At 35.4% G+C, this 17,412-nt stretch carries 18 protein-coding genes and 1 tRNA gene; 5 read left to right on the top strand and 14 right to left on the bottom strand.

The features are described from left to right. Positions 1-65: 65 nt before the first annotated feature. The gene (locus tag CXF59_RS13720; protein WP_101138307.1) at positions 66-2,510 is read right to left on the bottom strand and encodes a bifunctional UDP-N-acetylmuramoyl-tripeptide:D-alanyl-D-alanine ligase/alanine racemase; all 2,445 of its coding nucleotides are present in this window, start codon (positions 2,508-2,510) and stop codon (positions 66-68) included. Positions 2,511-3,212: 702 nt separating this feature from the next. Between CXF59_RS13720 and CXF59_RS13715 the strand changes: the two genes are divergently transcribed. Continuing rightward, complete coding sequence (locus tag CXF59_RS13715) at positions 3,213-3,611, top strand: hypothetical protein (protein ID WP_232758899.1); 399 nt, start codon at positions 3,213-3,215, stop codon at positions 3,609-3,611. On the opposite strand, the gene CXF59_RS13710 is transcribed toward CXF59_RS13715, so the two are convergent. From CXF59_RS13710 to CXF59_RS13690, 5 genes are all read right to left on the bottom strand, one after another. Then, on the bottom strand, positions 3,606-4,361 hold the full coding sequence (locus CXF59_RS13710; RefSeq protein ID WP_232758887.1) for a porin family protein: 756 nt from the start codon (positions 4,359-4,361) through the stop codon (positions 3,606-3,608). The two genes, CXF59_RS13715 and CXF59_RS13710, sit on opposite strands and share 6 nt — an antisense overlap. Positions 4,362-4,682: 321 nt before the next feature. Continuing rightward, positions 4,683-4,769 (bottom strand) — tRNA-Ser (locus CXF59_RS13705). A gap of 61 nt (positions 4,770-4,830) precedes the next feature. Continuing rightward, on the bottom strand, positions 4,831-5,859 hold the full coding sequence (locus CXF59_RS13700) for an asparaginase (protein WP_101138305.1): 1,029 nt from the start codon (positions 5,857-5,859) through the stop codon (positions 4,831-4,833). Continuing rightward, the gene (locus CXF59_RS13695) at positions 5,843-6,985 is read right to left on the bottom strand and encodes a 1-acyl-sn-glycerol-3-phosphate acyltransferase (protein WP_101138304.1); all 1,143 of its coding nucleotides are present in this window, start codon (positions 6,983-6,985) and stop codon (positions 5,843-5,845) included. The genes CXF59_RS13700 and CXF59_RS13695 overlap by 17 nt, the downstream gene beginning before the upstream one ends. 69 nt (positions 6,986-7,054) lie before the next feature. Then, entirely contained in the window at positions 7,055-7,822 is a 768-nt protein-coding gene (locus CXF59_RS13690; protein WP_101138303.1) for a TatD family hydrolase, read from the bottom strand. A 96-nt stretch (positions 7,823-7,918) separates the two neighbouring features. On the opposite strand from CXF59_RS13690, the gene CXF59_RS13685 reads away from it, so the two are divergent. Continuing rightward, positions 7,919-8,359 (top strand): retropepsin-like aspartic protease, encoded by a 441-nt coding sequence (locus CXF59_RS13685; protein WP_101138302.1) that lies wholly within the window; start codon positions 7,919-7,921, stop codon positions 8,357-8,359. A gap of 40 nt (positions 8,360-8,399) precedes the next feature. On the opposite strand, the gene CXF59_RS13680 is transcribed toward CXF59_RS13685, so the two are convergent. From CXF59_RS13680 to ureA, 8 genes are read right to left on the bottom strand one after another with little or no spacing between them, the layout of a single operon-like run. Continuing rightward, positions 8,400-9,095, bottom strand: coding sequence for a hypothetical protein (locus tag CXF59_RS13680; RefSeq protein ID WP_101138301.1), 696 nt, complete (start codon positions 9,093-9,095; stop codon positions 8,400-8,402). Then, positions 9,085-9,864, bottom strand: a complete 780-nt coding sequence (locus tag CXF59_RS13675) for an urease accessory protein UreD (protein ID WP_101138300.1) — start codon at positions 9,862-9,864, stop codon at positions 9,085-9,087. The genes CXF59_RS13680 and CXF59_RS13675 overlap by 11 nt, the downstream gene beginning before the upstream one ends. After that, on the bottom strand, positions 9,861-10,496 hold the full coding sequence (gene ureG, locus CXF59_RS13670) for an urease accessory protein UreG (RefSeq protein ID WP_101138299.1): 636 nt from the start codon (positions 10,494-10,496) through the stop codon (positions 9,861-9,863). Before ureG ends, CXF59_RS13675 begins: the two co-directional genes overlap by 4 nt. Before the next feature lie 10 nt (positions 10,497-10,506). After that, entirely contained in the window at positions 10,507-11,193 is a 687-nt protein-coding gene (locus CXF59_RS13665; protein WP_101138298.1) for an urease accessory protein UreF, read from the bottom strand. Further along, positions 11,193-11,684, bottom strand: coding sequence for an urease accessory protein UreE (locus CXF59_RS13660; RefSeq protein WP_101138297.1), 492 nt, complete (start codon positions 11,682-11,684; stop codon positions 11,193-11,195). The genes CXF59_RS13665 and CXF59_RS13660 overlap by 1 nt, the downstream gene beginning before the upstream one ends. Further along, positions 11,684-13,405 (bottom strand): urease subunit alpha, encoded by a 1,722-nt coding sequence (gene ureC, locus CXF59_RS13655; RefSeq protein WP_101138296.1) that lies wholly within the window; start codon positions 13,403-13,405, stop codon positions 11,684-11,686. The genes CXF59_RS13660 and ureC overlap by 1 nt, the downstream gene beginning before the upstream one ends. Beyond that, positions 13,402-13,770: an urease subunit beta gene (ureB, locus tag CXF59_RS13650; RefSeq protein WP_101138295.1), complete on the bottom strand. Its 369-nt coding sequence runs from the start codon at positions 13,768-13,770 to the stop codon at positions 13,402-13,404. Before ureB ends, ureC begins: the two co-directional genes overlap by 4 nt. After that, positions 13,767-14,069 carry an urease subunit gamma gene (gene ureA / locus CXF59_RS13645; RefSeq protein ID WP_101138294.1) on the bottom strand — a complete coding sequence of 101 codons (303 nt, stop codon included), beginning with the start codon at positions 14,067-14,069 and terminating at the stop codon, positions 13,767-13,769. Before ureA ends, ureB begins: the two co-directional genes overlap by 4 nt. Positions 14,070-14,327: 258 nt before the next feature. On the opposite strand from ureA, the gene urtA reads away from it, so the two are divergent. The 3 genes from urtA (at position 14,328) to urtB (ending at position 17,396) form a co-directional block, all read left to right on the top strand. Further along, positions 14,328-15,542: an urea ABC transporter substrate-binding protein gene (urtA, locus tag CXF59_RS13640; protein WP_101138293.1), complete on the top strand. Its 1,215-nt coding sequence runs from the start codon at positions 14,328-14,330 to the stop codon at positions 15,540-15,542. Positions 15,543-15,636: 94 nt separating this feature from the next. Further along, positions 15,637-16,410, top strand: coding sequence for a hypothetical protein (locus tag CXF59_RS13635; RefSeq protein WP_101138292.1), 774 nt, complete (start codon positions 15,637-15,639; stop codon positions 16,408-16,410). Positions 16,411-16,475: 65 nt separating this feature from the next. Continuing rightward, positions 16,476-17,396, top strand: coding sequence for an urea ABC transporter permease subunit UrtB (gene urtB, locus CXF59_RS13630; RefSeq protein WP_198554701.1), 921 nt, complete (start codon positions 16,476-16,478; stop codon positions 17,394-17,396). Positions 17,397-17,412 lie beyond the last annotated feature (16 nt).

Raw genomic sequence — 17,412 nt, 5'->3', positions numbered from 1 at the left:
TTTAAGTTATTTATAATGATCTAAAATACGAAATTATCAAGATACTATTAGTCATAAATACGGTTTTATCGATAAAACACCCGTTTTACGCGCTGAGATATACTGGTAAGAATTTCATAGGGTATTGTATTTAGCTTTTTTGCAATAGAAGAAACGGTTGGGCTTTCGCCAAAAACAATTACCGAATCTCCTTCTGTGCAATCAATTTCAGTAACATCGACCATCAACATATCCATACAGATACTTCCCAAAATTTTTGCTTTTTTATCTTTAATGGTTACAAATCCAACCCCATTCCCCCAACCTCTGGAAATACCATCTGCATAACCAATAGGTATTGTTGCGACCTTCGTAGGTTTCTCAGCCATAAATTTTCGTCCATACCCCACACTTTCGCCGGCTGTGATGGTTCTAGTTTGTGAAATCACTGATTTCAGAGTCCCCACGTTTTCTAAATATTTTTGCTCCGCAGGATCGTTCGACACCCCATAAACACCAATTCCTAAACGTACCATATCAAATTGAGAATCTGGATAATTACTTATCCCCGACGTATTCAGGATGTGCCGAATTGGATCTACTCCCAATTCATCCATTATTCTGGAAGACATTTTTTCGAATAAATTAATTTGGGAAAGTGTAAAATCACGATGCTTTAGATCATCACTTGTGGCAAGATGTGAAAGAATACTTTGCACCTTGACTGTTTCATTTCCTTTTAAAGTGGTTATCAACTCATCCATCGAACCATCCTCAAAACCGAGGCGGTGCATCCCCGTATCTAATTTGATATGGATAGGAAAATGATGCAGGTTCTTTTCCTTTGCGATTTTTAGAAACGCATAAAGTCCTTTTAGACAATATATTTCCGGTTCTAGTTTGTATTGTATAATTGCTGCAAAACTCGTGTTCTCAGGGTTCAGAACCATGATTGGCAAATGAATACCTCCGTTTTTCAATGAAATACCTTCATCGGCAAAAGCCACACCTAGGTAATCCACTTTGTGATGTTCGAGTAATTTGGCTATCTCCAGACCACCATTCCCATAGCCAAACGCTTTTACCATAACCATAATTTTTGCATTTGGTTTCAGTTTGGACTTAAAGAAATTCAAGTTATAACTGATTGCATTAAGGTTAATTTCCAGAACAGTCTCATGTGTTTTTTCTTCGAGCAAATAAACAATTTCTTCAAACTGGAAAGACCGTGCGCCTTTTATCAAAATGGTCTCATTTGCAAAGTCCAAGTTTTCAAAATTGGATATAAATCCAGCCGTATCTTTGAATACAATGCAGTTGACAAAGGTATCTTTGAATTCAGATATCGTTTCTCCAATGCCTATAACTCGACTAATGTTATTAGAAACAATCAATTGCGAAACTTTGGAATACAGTTCCTCATTGGACAAACCGCTTTGGAAAATATCAGAAAGTATAACCGTCTTCTTTGGGAATTGATTTTGACTTTCCAGAAAATCCAACGCGATTTTTAAAGACTGAAAATCAGAACTATAACTGTCATCGATAAGACTGCAGTTGTTGATTCCAGTTTTTACTTTTAATCGCATTTCCACAGGAAACAGCAACAGCATCCTAGATTGAATTGTAGCAATATCGTAATCAAAATACAACAATACAACCAAACAGGAAATCGCGTTTTCAATGGATGCAGTATCTTGAAATGGGATTTTCAACGTATAGGCATTTCCTTTGTATTTGTAATATAAGACTGTGTCTTGGTCCTCTGTCTCTTTTTTATAAACAAAAACATCGGCTTCAGCCCTTCTAAAGCTCCAGCTAAATGTTTTTGTTTTTGGAAGAATCAATTTATCTACAAGATCCCTTTTTTGATATATTAAAATTTCAGCATCTTTAAAAAGAATTAATTTTTCTTTAATTTTTTCTTCTAAATCAAGAAAACCTTCATCATGAGATGAACCTATACTTGTTAGAATTCCAATGGTAGGTTGAATGACCTTTTCCAATTTCGCCATTTCGTTAACGGTAGAAATTCCAGCTTCAAACACACCCAGATTGTGCTTTTCGTTAATTGCAAATATTGATAACGGGACACCCACCTGAGAATTATAACTCTTTGGACTGCGGATCACATTAAAGTCAGGGCTTAATAGAAAGTTAAGCCATTCCTTTACTATCGTTTTACCATTACTTCCAGTCAAACCAATAACGGGAAAATGAAAAAGGCTGCGATAATAGGCGGCAAATTGCTGTAAAGCAACCAAGGTATTTTCTACAATAAGAAAATTAGCCTTATCTGCACACCCTTCTGGAATACGCAAAACAACAAAGTTTTGCACCCCGGTTGCTATCAAATCTTTAATATAAGAATGCGCATCATTATTTGGGCCAACCAATGCGAAAAATAAAGTATGATCGCTGTTTTGCAATGATCGACTGTCGATAGAAACAGTGTCGATAACTGCTTCTGCAGTATTACCAAAGGCTCTCGCCTTCAGAATAGGAACTATGTTTTGAATAAGTATGCTCATTGCTATATTATGCGATTAATGCAGATTTTATTTATATTAGTGTTACAAACGGTATACTCTTATACCAATAACAGCATGCTAAAAAATAATTATTATTGTGAACTTTCTCAAAAATAACACTTCTCTTCAAAGTTACGACAACATAATTAAAAAGAGAGAAACCATTTTGCCTTTCGCATAAATCACAACCGTTTTAAAGGAACTCCGTTACTCTATTTCACTGGTTGAGTATAATTATTAAAAACGTCAATTCACTTTATCCCGAACTTGTTGCGGGAAGTGTTTTTTTGAGTAGTGAAATGGAACAAAACTTATCGCTAAGCTCCGCTACACGAAATGGCGTGTATCGAGAATCGTTTTAAATAACTTTTTCTTGTTCTCGATATGATTCGCCTTTTCGAATCAATCGCCCTGACGAAAAATTATCATCAAAAACAGACTACACCCTACGGGTTATATTCCTTATATTTGTTTGGATAATTAATTGCAGTACTGTTGAAAAAAATTCTTTCCTTATTTTCTTATGTTTTTCATCCGGTATTTATTCCGGTTTACGCTACGCTATTTTACCTTTTGTCGAATAACTCTTATTTTTTTAACCAAGAAAAATATTTTGTTCTACTCCAGGTGCTAATTATCACCGTCGTGATTCCGATTCTCTTTTTCTTTCTTTTGCGGGCAACAGGTAAAATTGGCTCCATTATGGCTCCACTATTATCCGAACGTAAAATACCGCTTCTGATTCAATGTTTTTTGCTTATCCTGTTGGTTCGAAAAGGCATTACGGTGGACCGATATCCGGAGTTGCACTTTTTTCTTTTAGGAGCCTTATTCAGTACTCTATTTGCGCTATTGTTATTGTTTGTAAAGACAAAAGCGAGCCTTCATATGATAGGTATAAGTGCATTGACGGTATTTGTTTTTGGACTAAGCGTCCATTATCAATCCCAAAATATTTTTGCCATTACGTTTCTTACTATTATGAACGGATTTGTTGCTTCCTCCCGTTTAGTGATGAAAGCACATACTTCTATGGAATTAATTATCGGGGTTCTTTTGGGAAGCATTCCACAAATACTTTTATTGTACTTGTGGCTATAGGACATAAAAAATAATACCAATATTTAATGCCTTCATGTTTATCTTTTCCCCGTCGATTTCTGCCGTTTTAAAAATAGAATTTAACCCATAATAGGCATATACATTCACTGTATTATAACCCACCGAAAGATAGAGACCGTACAGGAATTTATTAAAATCCATATTATTAGTAATTTCTACTTTACTTAAATCGTCAGAGAACTGAGACTTATTGTAAACTACGTAACTGAATTTTACACCACCATAAATTCTCCAAAATTTATAACTCTCATAAGTGGATGTCCTCCATCTAAACTCAATGGGCATATCAACTAACAATTGCGTGAATTTATTTTTGTTAAATACTGTTTTTCCATCAATAACAGCATAGACAGGCAGTTCCCCAGTTCCAGTTATAGCAAGGTTTTGAACGAAATTGTTATGCGTAATACCTAGACCTGCGGCTATAGCATGTGTTCGGTCTTTATTTATCGGCATATCTCTAAGAAAACCGGCAGACAAACCTACTGAAAACTTATTTTGCGATACCCCTTGTGGTTTCTGTTGTAATGTATTGTAAGTAAACCCAAAATAAAATTGATCTTCTCTATATAGAGAGTCAACCTTCACTTCCGCACTATCTTTAATCGGCTCTACTTCTTGTGAAAAAATAGAAGAAACTGACAGTACTAGAAAAAAACTAAAAATGATTCGCATAGTGTTCTTTTGGTTTAATGATTGTTTCATAGCGGTCTTAACTAGATTCTTCATTTAGCTTCTTTTCTATAATTATACAAATATAGGATTTTGAAGGGTTCTCGATGCGTATTGTTTTCAAAAAACTCTTTGAATTGAAACGATCAACTAAGAAACATAATTATATTAAAAAGCCCCGCTAAAAAATTAGCAGAGCTTTGTGTGGTTGTAGGGAGAAACTGATTGCCTCTGGCGTTCCCTAAATAGAGAATCTCATAAATAAATAAATTTGTATTACATGCCGAAGCCTTTCTTGTTTTACCACTTACGCCAAACAAGAAAATTGTGATACTCTAAAAAAAAATGCTCCCCTTTCAGGAAGCATTCATTTCATTGCAGAGAGGATGGGATTCGAACCCACGATGCAGTTACCCACATACTAGCTTTCCAGGCTAGCTCCTTCAGCCACTCGGACACCTCTCTATTTATTTAAGGTTTGCAAAGAACACTAAAAAAAGTGACTTACAAAAGTAAAATCACAATATTATAATACTTCCCCTCGTAAAGAAGTTTCAAAACTAGTTTTAAAGTCTTTTTGCGCACTGTTTTGGCATAACAAGTACATTAATTTAGTAATGGCAGCCTCCGTTGTAATGTCTTTTCCTGAAATTACCCCTATCGCTTTCATACCCGTGCTAGTTTCATATTGCCCCATGTTTACGCTTCCCCCAGAACATTGGGTTACATTGATCACATGCAGCCCTTTATCTATTGCTTTAACCAATAAAGCAATAAACCAGTCCTCAGTATTTGCGTTCCCTGCACCATAAGTTTCAAGTACAATTCCTTTTAAACCAGGTATGCCAAAAATAGCAGACAAAACAGCTTCACTCATTCCCGGAAACATTTTAACTATCACTACGTTATTGTCTAGGTTTTTATGCACTATCAATTCCTTACCTTTATTTTTAACTAAAAATAACTCCGGTCTCATCTTTAAATGAACCCCGGATTCGACCATAGCCGGATAATTGGGTGAAGTAAATGCTTTGAAATGCTCCGCATTTATCTTGGTAGTTCTATTTCCTCTGTATAATTTATATTCAAAATAAAGACATACTTCAGTAATAACGGGCGACCCATTTTCTTGCAAAGAAGCAATTTGAATGGCGGTAATTAAATTTTCTTTGGCATCTGTCCGCAAATCACCTATTGGTAATTGAGAACCAGTAAAGATGACCGGTTTTGCCAGATTTTCAAGCATAAAACTCAATGCAGATGCAGAATAAGACATCGTATCGGATCCATGAAGGACAACGAACCCATCAAATTCAATATAATTTGACTCAATTATGGTTGCCATTCTAGCCCATTCTCCTGGATTCATGTTGGAGGAATCAATCGGCTCTTCAAATGAAACGGTTTCGATTTCACAATCCAATTGTTTCAACTCGGGAATTCGCTGTAATAATTTACTAAAATTAAATGCTTTCAGGGCCCCAGTATCAAAATCCTTGCGCATCCCGATGGTTCCCCCAGTATATATTAAAAGAATTTTAGCTTTTGGGTTCATTCGTGTCTTTTAATTTATTAACGACCGGATTCGCATACATATCAAGTAATCCTTGCAATGCAACCGGGTTTTCAGCATCTATTCGCATCTCTAATCTACGTTCAAACAGCGATTTTTCATCTTCTGTGTACAGATCGGAATAGGTACTGGTTTTATTTAAAATATCATAGGCTATATAATTAGTTGGCCATAATTTATAATTCTTTATTATAGAATCATCAATTACCTGAGCAAGCGCTTGAATTTGCTTATTTGAGTTACTGAATCCTTCCTTGATTTCATCAATTTCAGTATCGAGAACGTCGCCTATTTGAATATGAATTCGCTTCTTTTGACCCATTACTCCGCTTAAAAGAGTCATGAAATCTTCATTCTTTTCCTTAATATACACTTCGTTATTGGCCTCAGCTAATATTTGCGGGATTTTCAGAACATCGGTCGGATCATATTCATAAGAAATGGATACGGGAACTACCTTTATTTTTTTGAAATAGTCCATCAGATTAGTCTCATCAGATCCCATTCCAACCATTTTCAAAACCCCTGGATTTGTGGCATCATTACCGTCTTTAGTCCTACCCTCACGTTGTGCTATCCACACAGATCGACTTTCATGCGTCAATAAATGACCTATATATTCAGATAATGTTTTTGAACTTCCCAACATCTCACGCGGAGTCAAACCTCTTTTTACTAAAAAATTACGGTTCAACTTTGCCAATGTGTTAAGAAAATCTTTTTTTACCAAATTGTCACCAATCGCTGAGGCAGTCATTACTAAACCATGCTCGAACAAAGCCACATTGAGCAATGTCGTGTCCAGTAATATATCTCTATGGTTTGAAATGAATAAATAGGATTCCCCTTTCTCTAACTTTTCAAACCCGGAGGTCGTCAAACCGTCAGAACTTTTTTCAAGCACTTTCAGAAGCGTATGATAGATAAAGTTACATTGAAAGTCACGGATAGAATGCGTTTTTGTAAGTCGCTCTTTCCATTCTTCATCGGGCATCTCAGGAAAGGTAAAGTTCATCAAGGACTTCATCATCGGATGATGAATCACATTTAGTATAGACTCGTTAATTTCGGCATCATAAAATGGCCGAATAGCGTCAAATTTTTGCATTTTGGTCGTTTTGGTTATTTCAGGTGGGCAAATGAACAAAAAAAATATTAATTTTCAATAAATTCTATTTTAAATCCCGAAAATCACTTTAGAATTTTCGGTCGTTATAGTCGCAATTTCTTTTGCTGAAAGATCATAAATGACAGCCAATTTATCAATTACGTTTAATAAATAACTACTTTCATTTCTTTTCCCTCGAAAAGGAATCGGAGCAAGATATGGGGAGTCTGTTTCTAAAACAATGTGTTTTAAATCAATTTGATTCAAAAACTGGTCAATTTTTCCGTTTTTAAAAGTAACGACTCCACCAATTCCCAATTTCATATTATAAGATATCGCTTGTAATGCCTGCTCATAAGTCCCGGTAAAACAGTGAAAAACCCCAAACAGTTCAGGTGATTTCTCCTCTTCCAATATTTCGAATACTTCATCAAAAGCCTCCCTACAATGAATCACAATAGGCAGTTTATATTGCTTTGCCAATTGAATTTGTTTCCTGAAAGCAATTTGTTGTTCTGGCAAATGAGTTTTATCCCAGAATAAATCAATTCCAATTTCTCCAATGGCATAGAATTTTCTTTTCGCCAATTCTTCTTCGACGTGTTGCAATTCCTCTAAATAATTCTCCTTTACATAGGTTGGATGCAATCCCATCATCAAGAAAACCTGCTCGGGATAGTTCTTTTCTAAATCATACATGGCGGCAGTATACGAAGAATCGATTGCAGGAATAAAAAAACGAGAAACCCCAGCACCAATGGCCCTTTGAATCATTTCGCTACGATCCTGATCAAATTCTTCTGAATATAAATGGGTATGCGTGTCAGTAATTGTCATTTTATATATTTGAATGTGGTAAAGTTACCATTTTGAATTGTTAGTTTTTGAGTTTCTCGGTTTTTTTAGATTACTTTTGATCATCATTACTACTTCATGAAAAGCCTACAAGACATTCTTAAAAAAGAAAAATATAAAAAAATTAAATTTAAAATCACCAAAACACAACACCTTTTGATAAAAGCAAAAATCAATGGGGTGTCTGGCAATTTTATCCTTGATACCGGAGCCTCAAACAGTTGTGTGGGTTTTGAAAGCATTGAGTTATTCCAACTTACAGCGAAAGCCTCCAAAACAAAAGCTTCGGGGGCAGGAGCTACCGGAATGCTTACGCAAACTGCATCAAATAATAAACTGCAACTTGGCTTTTGGAAAAATTTAGAATTTGATTTAGTGATTTTTGACTTATCTCACGTAAACGAAGCTTTAATTCAGCACAAGTCTAAACCCGTTCATGGAATCATTGGCGCTGATGTATTATTGAAGGGAAAGGCGATTGTAGATTGTTGTAATAATTATTTATATTTAAAAAAATAGATTTACTGTCAAGACTTTAAAACCCCATAAAAACCGTTTATCACCATCCAAACCATAACATTCCAACACCACAAGTTAAAATTATTGACCCACTTATAATCTCAATATACTTTTCAAAACCCTTATAATTTATTGAATTAGCTCCATAAAACCCTACTAAAACCAAAGCAACCATAGTTAAAACAGTAGCCAAAGTGTAGACTATAATTAAAACCCCAACTTCTGTCAAAGAATAATCAATTGCTGGATAAATAATTAACGGTATCATAGGCTCGCTTGGTCCCGATGCAAAAATAAAAAACATGACCCAAGGAGTTATTTTATAACGTTGATTAGGAGCTACACTTTGTCCGTGTTGATGTTCAAAAACAAAAATTTCACCATCTCCTGAAGTGTCAAAATGTTTGTGAACTTTATTTTTATTCAAATTATAAATCGCATACAGCACATATCCGCACCCAAAACCAAATAACATCCAAGAAGCAAATCCACCTCGAATAGATTCGAAATCAAAAGTTTTGGATAAAGTCCAGCCTAAAAAAAAACCTAAAACACCTAAAACAACAGAACTAAGCACATGAGCCAGTCCGCATAAGGAAGTCCAAAATACTGTTTTTTTTAAACTCCATTTTTTGGAACGGGATAAAACGATAAATGGCAAATAATGGTCCGGCCCGCTAAAAGTATGTAATGCACTAATCGAAAGCGCCATTAGGCAGATTAAATTAAAATCCATTTTGTTTGATCATTTTAGTCATTTCTTTCATCCATAACATCAGTTTTTCGGCTTTGTCATGCAAAATTTTTACCACTAAGCCATTGGTAGGCGTTTCGGAAATTCCGAAAACACAATTTTTATCATTCAAAAAAGAATCCAATTGCTTTTTTAATATTTTTACTTCACAGGAATCATTCAGAAAAACCAAACTCAACTGATGTGTAAAACCTTCAAATTGACCTAAATTCAATGGATTAAACTCGGATGGTTTTAAATATAAATTTTCAAAAAACACCAGTTTATCTTCTTGATAGATTTTAGTTACCGTTTGAAATTGCTCGAGTTCAAAAATCTCATCTTTTATTTTTCTGCCACAGGTTAATATTTCACCCCAAACAATTGACGCTTTTTTTGCCAAATAAATCGTATTGCTACTCTTGAAACTGGACCCTTTGTGTGGCACACAAGGATGTGGCAAATACAACAAAAAAGCATTTTCTTTCACAGTTACTTTTGTTTCTTGAAAAGCACTTTTTTCCATTGTAAACAATCGTTGAAAAGATTGGGTAGTAATCTCCAATTGACTATTTTCATGCAAGGTATAATCAAAATACAACTCGTCTTCGTCCAAAACACCCGGAGAAGAACACATCAAGATAAGTTCCAACAAAGGGTTTCTCCTGTCTTCACGAATAACTACAACTTTAAAAGGGGTATTAAAAAAAGCCGATTTCAATTGGGTAACCCCATTTTTTTCTTCCGACTCTATGCTTACTCTTGAAATCATCGTACTAAGTTAGGTTCATTTACCTCTTCTAAAAGAGCGTATTTTTGTATCCATCCAATCACATCATTCAAGCCTTCTCTTTTCATTAAATTGGTGAAGATAAAAGGTTTTCCATTTCTCATTTTTCGGGCATCACGTTCCATTACTCCTAAATCCGCATTGACATATGGAGCCAAATCAATTTTATTAATCATCAACAAATCACTGCGGGTAATACCAGGACCTCCTTTTCTTGGGATTTTGTCCCCTTCAGCAACATCGATTACAAAAATGGTCAAATCAGCCAAATCAGGACTAAAGGTAGCCGATAAATTATCGCCCCCACTTTCGATGAAAATCAATTCAATATCCGGAAAACGTTCCGTTAATTCATCAATGGCTTCTAAATTCATACTTGCATCTTCACGAATTGCAGTATGAGGACAACCTCCAGTCTCTACACCGATGATTCTTTCAGCTGCTAACAAACTGTTTTTGGTTAAGAATTCAGCATCCTCTTGGGTATAAATATCATTGGTAATTACGCCCATCGAATATTGGCTAGCAAATTCACGAGTTAAGCATTCAATCAAAGCTGTTTTTCCCGAACCTACAGGCCCTGCGACTCCTATTTTTATATAATTTCTTTCCATTTTTATGTTTTTAAGACATGTATAGTCTTGAATATAAATTTTCGTGCTCCATAGCCCGAATATCGAATCCAGTGGCACTCATGCCTAGTAAATCAAGATTAGGTTGTAAAGCCTTTTGAGTTAAATTTTCTAAAAAAGGCAATAGTTTAAACAACATTATTTGTCCTGAATCTTGACTTAAAGGGATTAGTTTTACTGCATTTGTAATATAACTAATAGCAGTATTATAGAAAAACCCTTCTATAGCCTCCTTTTTTTCAATCCTTAATTCGTGAGCATAAATCGCATATAAAATACAATAATGACCGTAGATACTTTTAGTCTTTAGCGCCACTTCTAATTGTTTGGTTAACTCGGTTTTGATTAAAGGATTGAAAATTTTCATCAACCGAGTTCCTAATTTCTGACTGGCCATTCGAATTTCTCTAGGCAATTTAGACGCATTACACAAGCAATCGAGTTCGATAATTTTGTCCCAGTCCTCTTGTTCACAAGCGTCAAAAACGAGACTTATAAAAAACGCTTCATTAGGCAAAACACTGTGTGTTAAAATTTCGGTCAAAAACAACCGCACGCTTTCTACCGATTTTACTATTTCCTTTTGAGTATAAGTCTCTAAACCATAGGAATGAGAAAAACCGCCAATTGGCAAATTAGGATCAGAAAGATGTAATAGATGCAGTAAGGAACTTTTCATTATTTTTGAGTTAGATTCATTATCTTAGAGAACAAAGTGCCACTTTCTCCATGAGGTGCCACTGAGGTTCTTAATGGGGTTAATAAAGCTCTTTTTTGCTCATAGACCTCAAAACCCATAGCTGTAAGTTGGCGAAAAAGTGGTTTTTCTAAAGGGACTAAAAGTGCTTCTTCTTCGTAAAACAAAGGCAAATGTTTGTTCCCAATTTCATAACAAATAGAGGCTGTCTCAAAATTATTTTTCGGAATAATGACTAGACAATCGCAAGGAAGAATGTTAACTAAATAATTTATATCTCCTTCTTGGTGTAAAATTTCATCTTGTTTTAAATTAGGGTTTTCGTTCAAAAACTTCAACCGAAAAATTTTGCCGTCTCTTGCCGTTTTGTGCTGGATGCGTTTACTTGTTTCAAACCATTCAAAATCGATTAAAATTGCTACTTTTAACCCAATACATAGCACTTCGTGTTTAATTTTAGTAGTTATGATCATTAAAATAAAAAATACCTTTGTGCCATTGGCAATTCTCTCAAAGGCTCACATGTAATATGCTCACCATCTACCTTTACTTGATAGTTCTCAGGGTTGACTTCAATATTTGGTGTTTTATCGTTATGAATTAAATCTTTCTTTCCGATGTTACGGCAATTTTCGACCGGAAGGATAATCTTATTTAATCCGTATTTCTCTATGGTTTTATTTTCGATAGAAATTTTCGAAACAAAAGTAACACAGGTTTTGTGCAAAGCCTTACCGTAAGCACCGAACATAGGTCGATAAATTACAGGTTGAGGCGTAGGAATTGAAGCATTTGGATCTCCCATGCGGCCGGCAATAATCATTCCTCCTTTGATGATGATTTCTGGCTTTACACCAAACATAGCTGGTTTCCACAATACTAAATCCGCTAATTTCCCTGGCTCTATAGACCCTACGTGTTTTGAAATTCCGTGCGAAATAGCAGGATTAATCGTGTATTTTGCAATATACCTTTTCACTCTAAAGTTATCATTCTTTTGAGCTTCATCTTCAGGCAAAAAGCCTCTTTGAATTTTCATTTTATGGGCAGTTTGCCAAGTTCTAATAATCACTTCGCTCACTCTACCCATAGCTTGAGAGTCACTACTCATCATACTAAAAACACCCAAATCGTGTAGAATATCTTCTGCAGCTATCGTTTCGGGACGAATTCTAGAATCAGCAAAAGACACATCTTCGGGTACTGATTTGTCTAAATGATGGCAAACCATTAGCATGTCTAAGTGTTCGTCAATCGTATTTATGGTAAACGGACGCGTTGGATTTGTACTTGATGGCAAAACATTCGGATACATAGCAGCCTTTATAATATCTGGCGCATGACCACCTCCGGCGCCTTCGGTATGAAAAGTATGAATTACTCTTCCGTCAATGGCTTTAATGGTATCTTCTAAAAAACCACTTTCGTTAAGCGTATCAGTGTGTATTGCTACTTGAATATCGTATTTATCCGCAATTTTTAAAGATGCATCAATGGTGGCGGCAGTTGCGCCCCAGTCTTCATGGATTTTTAATCCCAATACGCCAGCTTCCACCTGCTCTTCAAGAGGCGCAAGTGTTGAACAGTTTCCTTTTCCAAAAAAACCTAAGTTCATTGGAAAAGCTTCTGCACTTTCTAACATTTTTTGAATGTTCCAAGCGCCAGGTGTCACGGTGGTAGCATTGGTTCCGTCAGCTGGACCAGTACCTCCACCAATCATGGTGGTCACTCCACTATATAAAGCATGATCTATTTGTTGTGGGCAAATAAAATGTATGTGTGCGTCTATCCCACCTGCGGTTACAATAAGCCCTGCGCCCGAATGCACTTCGGTTGATGCACCAATAATCATATTTTCGGTAATTCCATCCATGGTGTCTGGGTTTCCCGATTTTCCTACCGCAACAATTTTCCCGTCCTTGACACCGATGTCTCCTTTCACGATCCCCCAATGGTCAATAATCATAGCATTAGTAATCACAAAATCAAGCACTCCTTCATCTCTTGTTGCTCTTGCTGATTGTGCCATTCCGTCTCGAATGGTTTTTCCTCCACCAAATTTCGCTTCTTCACCATAAACGGCAAAATCTTTTTCGATTTCGATAAACAGTTCGGTGTCTGCCAATCGTATTTTGTCACCAACTGTTGGCCCAAACATATTGGCGTATTTTATTCTATTTATTTCTATACTCATTCTTCTACTGATTTTAGAAATTGATCTAACTGCTTTTGGATCTCTTCTGGATTTGAACTTACAATTGCTCCATTGACTAAATTATTGAATCCATACAAGATTTTATTTCCGCTTATTTCGACCAACTCTACCTCTTTTTCTTCGCCTGGTTCAAAACGTACTGCTGTACCTGAGGCAATATTCAATCGCATCCCTAACGCTTTCATACGATCAAAATTCATTTTTTTATTGACTTCAAAAAAATGAAAGTGAGAACCAATTTGAATAGGACGATCTCCAGCATTAGTCACTTCAACTACAATAGTTCTCTTATTGGCATTAATTTCGATGGGGTCTTCTTTTAAAATGTATTCTCCTGGTATCATTTGATTGGGTTGTGAACGGTTACTAATTTAGTTCCATCAGGAAAGGTGGCTTCAATTTGAATATCATGTATCATCTCGGGCACTCCTTCCATCACGTCCTCACGATTAAGAATTGTAGTTCCGTAGTGCATGAGTTCTGCTACTGTTTTTCCGTCTCTTACTGATTCTAAAAGTTCAGAGCTTATTAAAGCAATTGCCTCGGGATAATTTAATTGGAGACCCCTCTCTTTTCTTTTGTGAGCTACTTCTCCAGCTAAATGCAGGAGCAACTTTTCTATTTCTTTTGGGCTTATGTGCATGGTATATACTTTGTACTTATCGTACAAAAATAGGACTATTTTTAAATGAAATCAGAATCTAAACTCTAAGATTTTGAAAAAAAAGACCCGAAATACTTATTTCGCAAAAAATTATCGTTTCAAAAATAACATTGCAAAAAACATGGGTGTAAAATTATAAATGTAATAATTCTCACAAATTACCCCTATTTTTATACGTACTAATGTTAAAATAAAGATAATTTCGCTGAAATAAAAACAAACTTAAAATCAAATTTCATGAGAAAAATTATTTTAGCACTTACAACATTAGCAATGTTAACATCATGCAAGAAAACTGCATCTACTGAGTCTACAGAAGAAGTCGATACTGTAAAAGTGGGAGTTCTACACTCCTTAACAGGAACAATGGCCATCTCTGAAACTGATTGTAAAAACGCAACCCTTCTAGCTATTGAAGAAATAAACGCTGCTGGAGGTATTTTAGGAAAAAAAATTGCACCTATTGTTGAAGACGGCGCTTCGGACTGGCCCACATTTACAGAGAAAGCGACTAAATTAATCGACCAAGATAATGTGAAAGCGGTTTTTGGATGCTGGACCTCATCAAGTAGAAAAGCAGTTCTACCTGTTTTTGAATCTAAAAACAACTTGTTATTCTATCCTGTTCAATACGAAGGAATGGAAGCTTCTAAAAACGTTGTTTATACTGGAGCTGCTCCTAACCAACAAATCCTTCCTGCTGTTGATTATTTAATTAGAGAAGGTAAGAAAAAATTCTTTTTAGTAGGTTCAGATTATGTTTTTCCTAGAACTGCTAACAAAATTATCAAAGCCAAATTAAAATTAGAAGGATATGAAATAGTAGGCGAAGAATATGCTCCACTAGGACATACCGATTTTACTTCTATTGTTCAAAAAATTAAAAGTTCTGGTGCTGATGCCGTTTTAAACACAATAAACGGAGATAGCAACATTGGCTTCTTTAAACAAATGAAATCTAATGGATTGGTAGCGCCAGCAATAACTTGTATGTCATTCTCTATTGCAGAAGTGGAATTAAAAGGGATAGGAGTTAATATTATGAAAGGTCAACTGACTGCTTGGAATTACTTTATGAGTATGAAAGGTAAAGCTAATGAAAAATTCATCAAAGCGTATAAAGCTAAATATGGTGATGATAAGGTTACTGATGACCCGATCGAAGCCGCTTATTTTGGAGTTTATTTATGGGCAGAAGCAGTAAAAAAAGCAAGTTCTTTTGAACCAGCTGCTGTACAAAAAGCAATTGGCGGCGTTAGTTTTGATGCTCCAGAAGGAACAGTTTCAATTGACCCAGTTACTAACCACACTATCAAAAACTTTATGGTAGGTAGAGCTAATGATAAAGGACAATTTGACATTATGTATCAATCTCCAGAAATGATAAAAGCAGACCCGTTTCCAAGTATTGCGACCGATAAAAGAGTAATTGCTCCAGGTAACATTCTATAAACAAACAAAAAATCAAAGTAGCCGATTTAAACTAAAATTTAATTTTTAAAGATTAAGTCGGCTACTTTATGTCTAATTTGAAAAAAAAACTATAATGAAAAAAATTATTTTGATAACGGTTATGGGGCTATTTACTAGCCTTATTTTTGCACAAGAAAAAGGAACATTTGATATTACAGCTTCTTTAAACAACCAATGGTACTGGAGAGGATATGCCGTGGGCCCTGATCCTTTAGTGTCAGCACAGGCTAGTTTTAAATATAAAGGTCTTGAAATAGGTACTTGGAACGGTATGAGTTTATCTGGCACCTTTAAAGATGTAGACACTTATATTTCATATTCTAATTCAGGATTTACAATTTCCTTATGGGATATATTTAATTATAGTGATTATACTGCTTCTGCTGGTTTTGCAGGGTATTTAAATCATACACAAGCCAATTATTTTAATTATGGAACAGGAACTAGACACTTTATCGATTTATCTATTGGATACGCTATTCCTAAAACTAATTTGAATCTTTTCCTTGCTACAATTATTGGGGGTAGAGATAGAAATGCAGATCACTCCCAAAGATATAGTTCTTATTTTAAAGCATCGTATAACTTTAGCTTAGAAAACAATGTAACCGTTAGCCCTTATGTGTCTTATGGTTTTGCATTAAATAGTGATGGTGGTGGAACTTTTTGGCAATGGACAGACAAAGCCGTTACAGACGCCAAGAGTTCCGGTTTTAACGAAATAGGAATCAACATTAGTAAACCTATAAAAATCACCGACACTTATAGCATCAAAGCAAGCGCAGGCGCAGTCGCCAGTCCGATTAACCACACAATGACAGGTTTACTTGGTGTTACCTTATTCTAAAAATAACGCACATTTTCAGCATACAGATTTCATGAAATAATCAAGTATTAATTCATGATATCTGTATGCTTTTAACAAAAAATTATAAAGTCATGGGAGATATTCTACCCTTTTTATTCAACGGATTAAGTATAAGCTCTATCCTTCTACTCACTTCAATAGGGCTGAGTATTGTTTTTGGAATGATGGGAGTAATCAATTTTGCTCATGGTGAATTTATAATGATTGGCTGTTACAGCAGCTATATTGTAAGTCTAGTATTAGGAAATGAAGGCACTTGGTTTACCTTATTAATAGCATTTTTCCTTTCGTTTATACTTTCTTTTGGAATTGGCTTTCTCGTCGAAAAATTTATTATCAAAAGATTATACGCCCGCCCTTTAGATAGTATTCTGGCTACATGGGGAGTCAGTTTAATTCTGCAACAACTTGCTCGCAACATTTTTGGCTCTAACAATGTAAATGCTCCAATGCCTAAAATTTTAAATACTGGCTGGAAAGTTTCAGAAGACATTACACTACCCTATAATAGAATCTTAATTATTTTTATTTCTCTTTTGTTGTGTCTATTTGTATATTATTTCATGTACAAAACTCCCAAAGGACGAATTCTTCAATCGGTGATGCAAAACCGCTCTATGGCAGCTTGCATTGGTATCAATACAAAAAAAGCAGATTCCTTTGCCTTTTCATTTGGTTGTGGACTTGCAGGAATTGCAGGGATTTGTATCTCGATGCTAGGTTCAATTGGACCATCAACAGGACAAAATTATATCATTGATACTTTTTTGGTGGTGATTTTAGGAGGAATTGGAGGTTTAAGAGGGTCTGTCTTGGGCGCCTTATTAATTGGTATGAGCAGTCCTTTTATCGAAAGTATTACAAGCTCTAGCATGGCCAAAGTAATTATTTTGTGTTTAGTACTTATCACCCTTCAGTACAAACCTCAAGGCCTATCGCCAATGAAGGACAGAACCATTGATTAATCTTTTGAATTATAAA

The sequence above is a fragment of the Flavobacterium sp. ALD4 genome, assembly GCF_002836475.1.
Classification (GTDB): Bacteria; Bacteroidota; Bacteroidia; order Flavobacteriales; family Flavobacteriaceae; genus Flavobacterium.
This window is presented reverse-complemented; position numbering and strand designations above follow the sequence as displayed.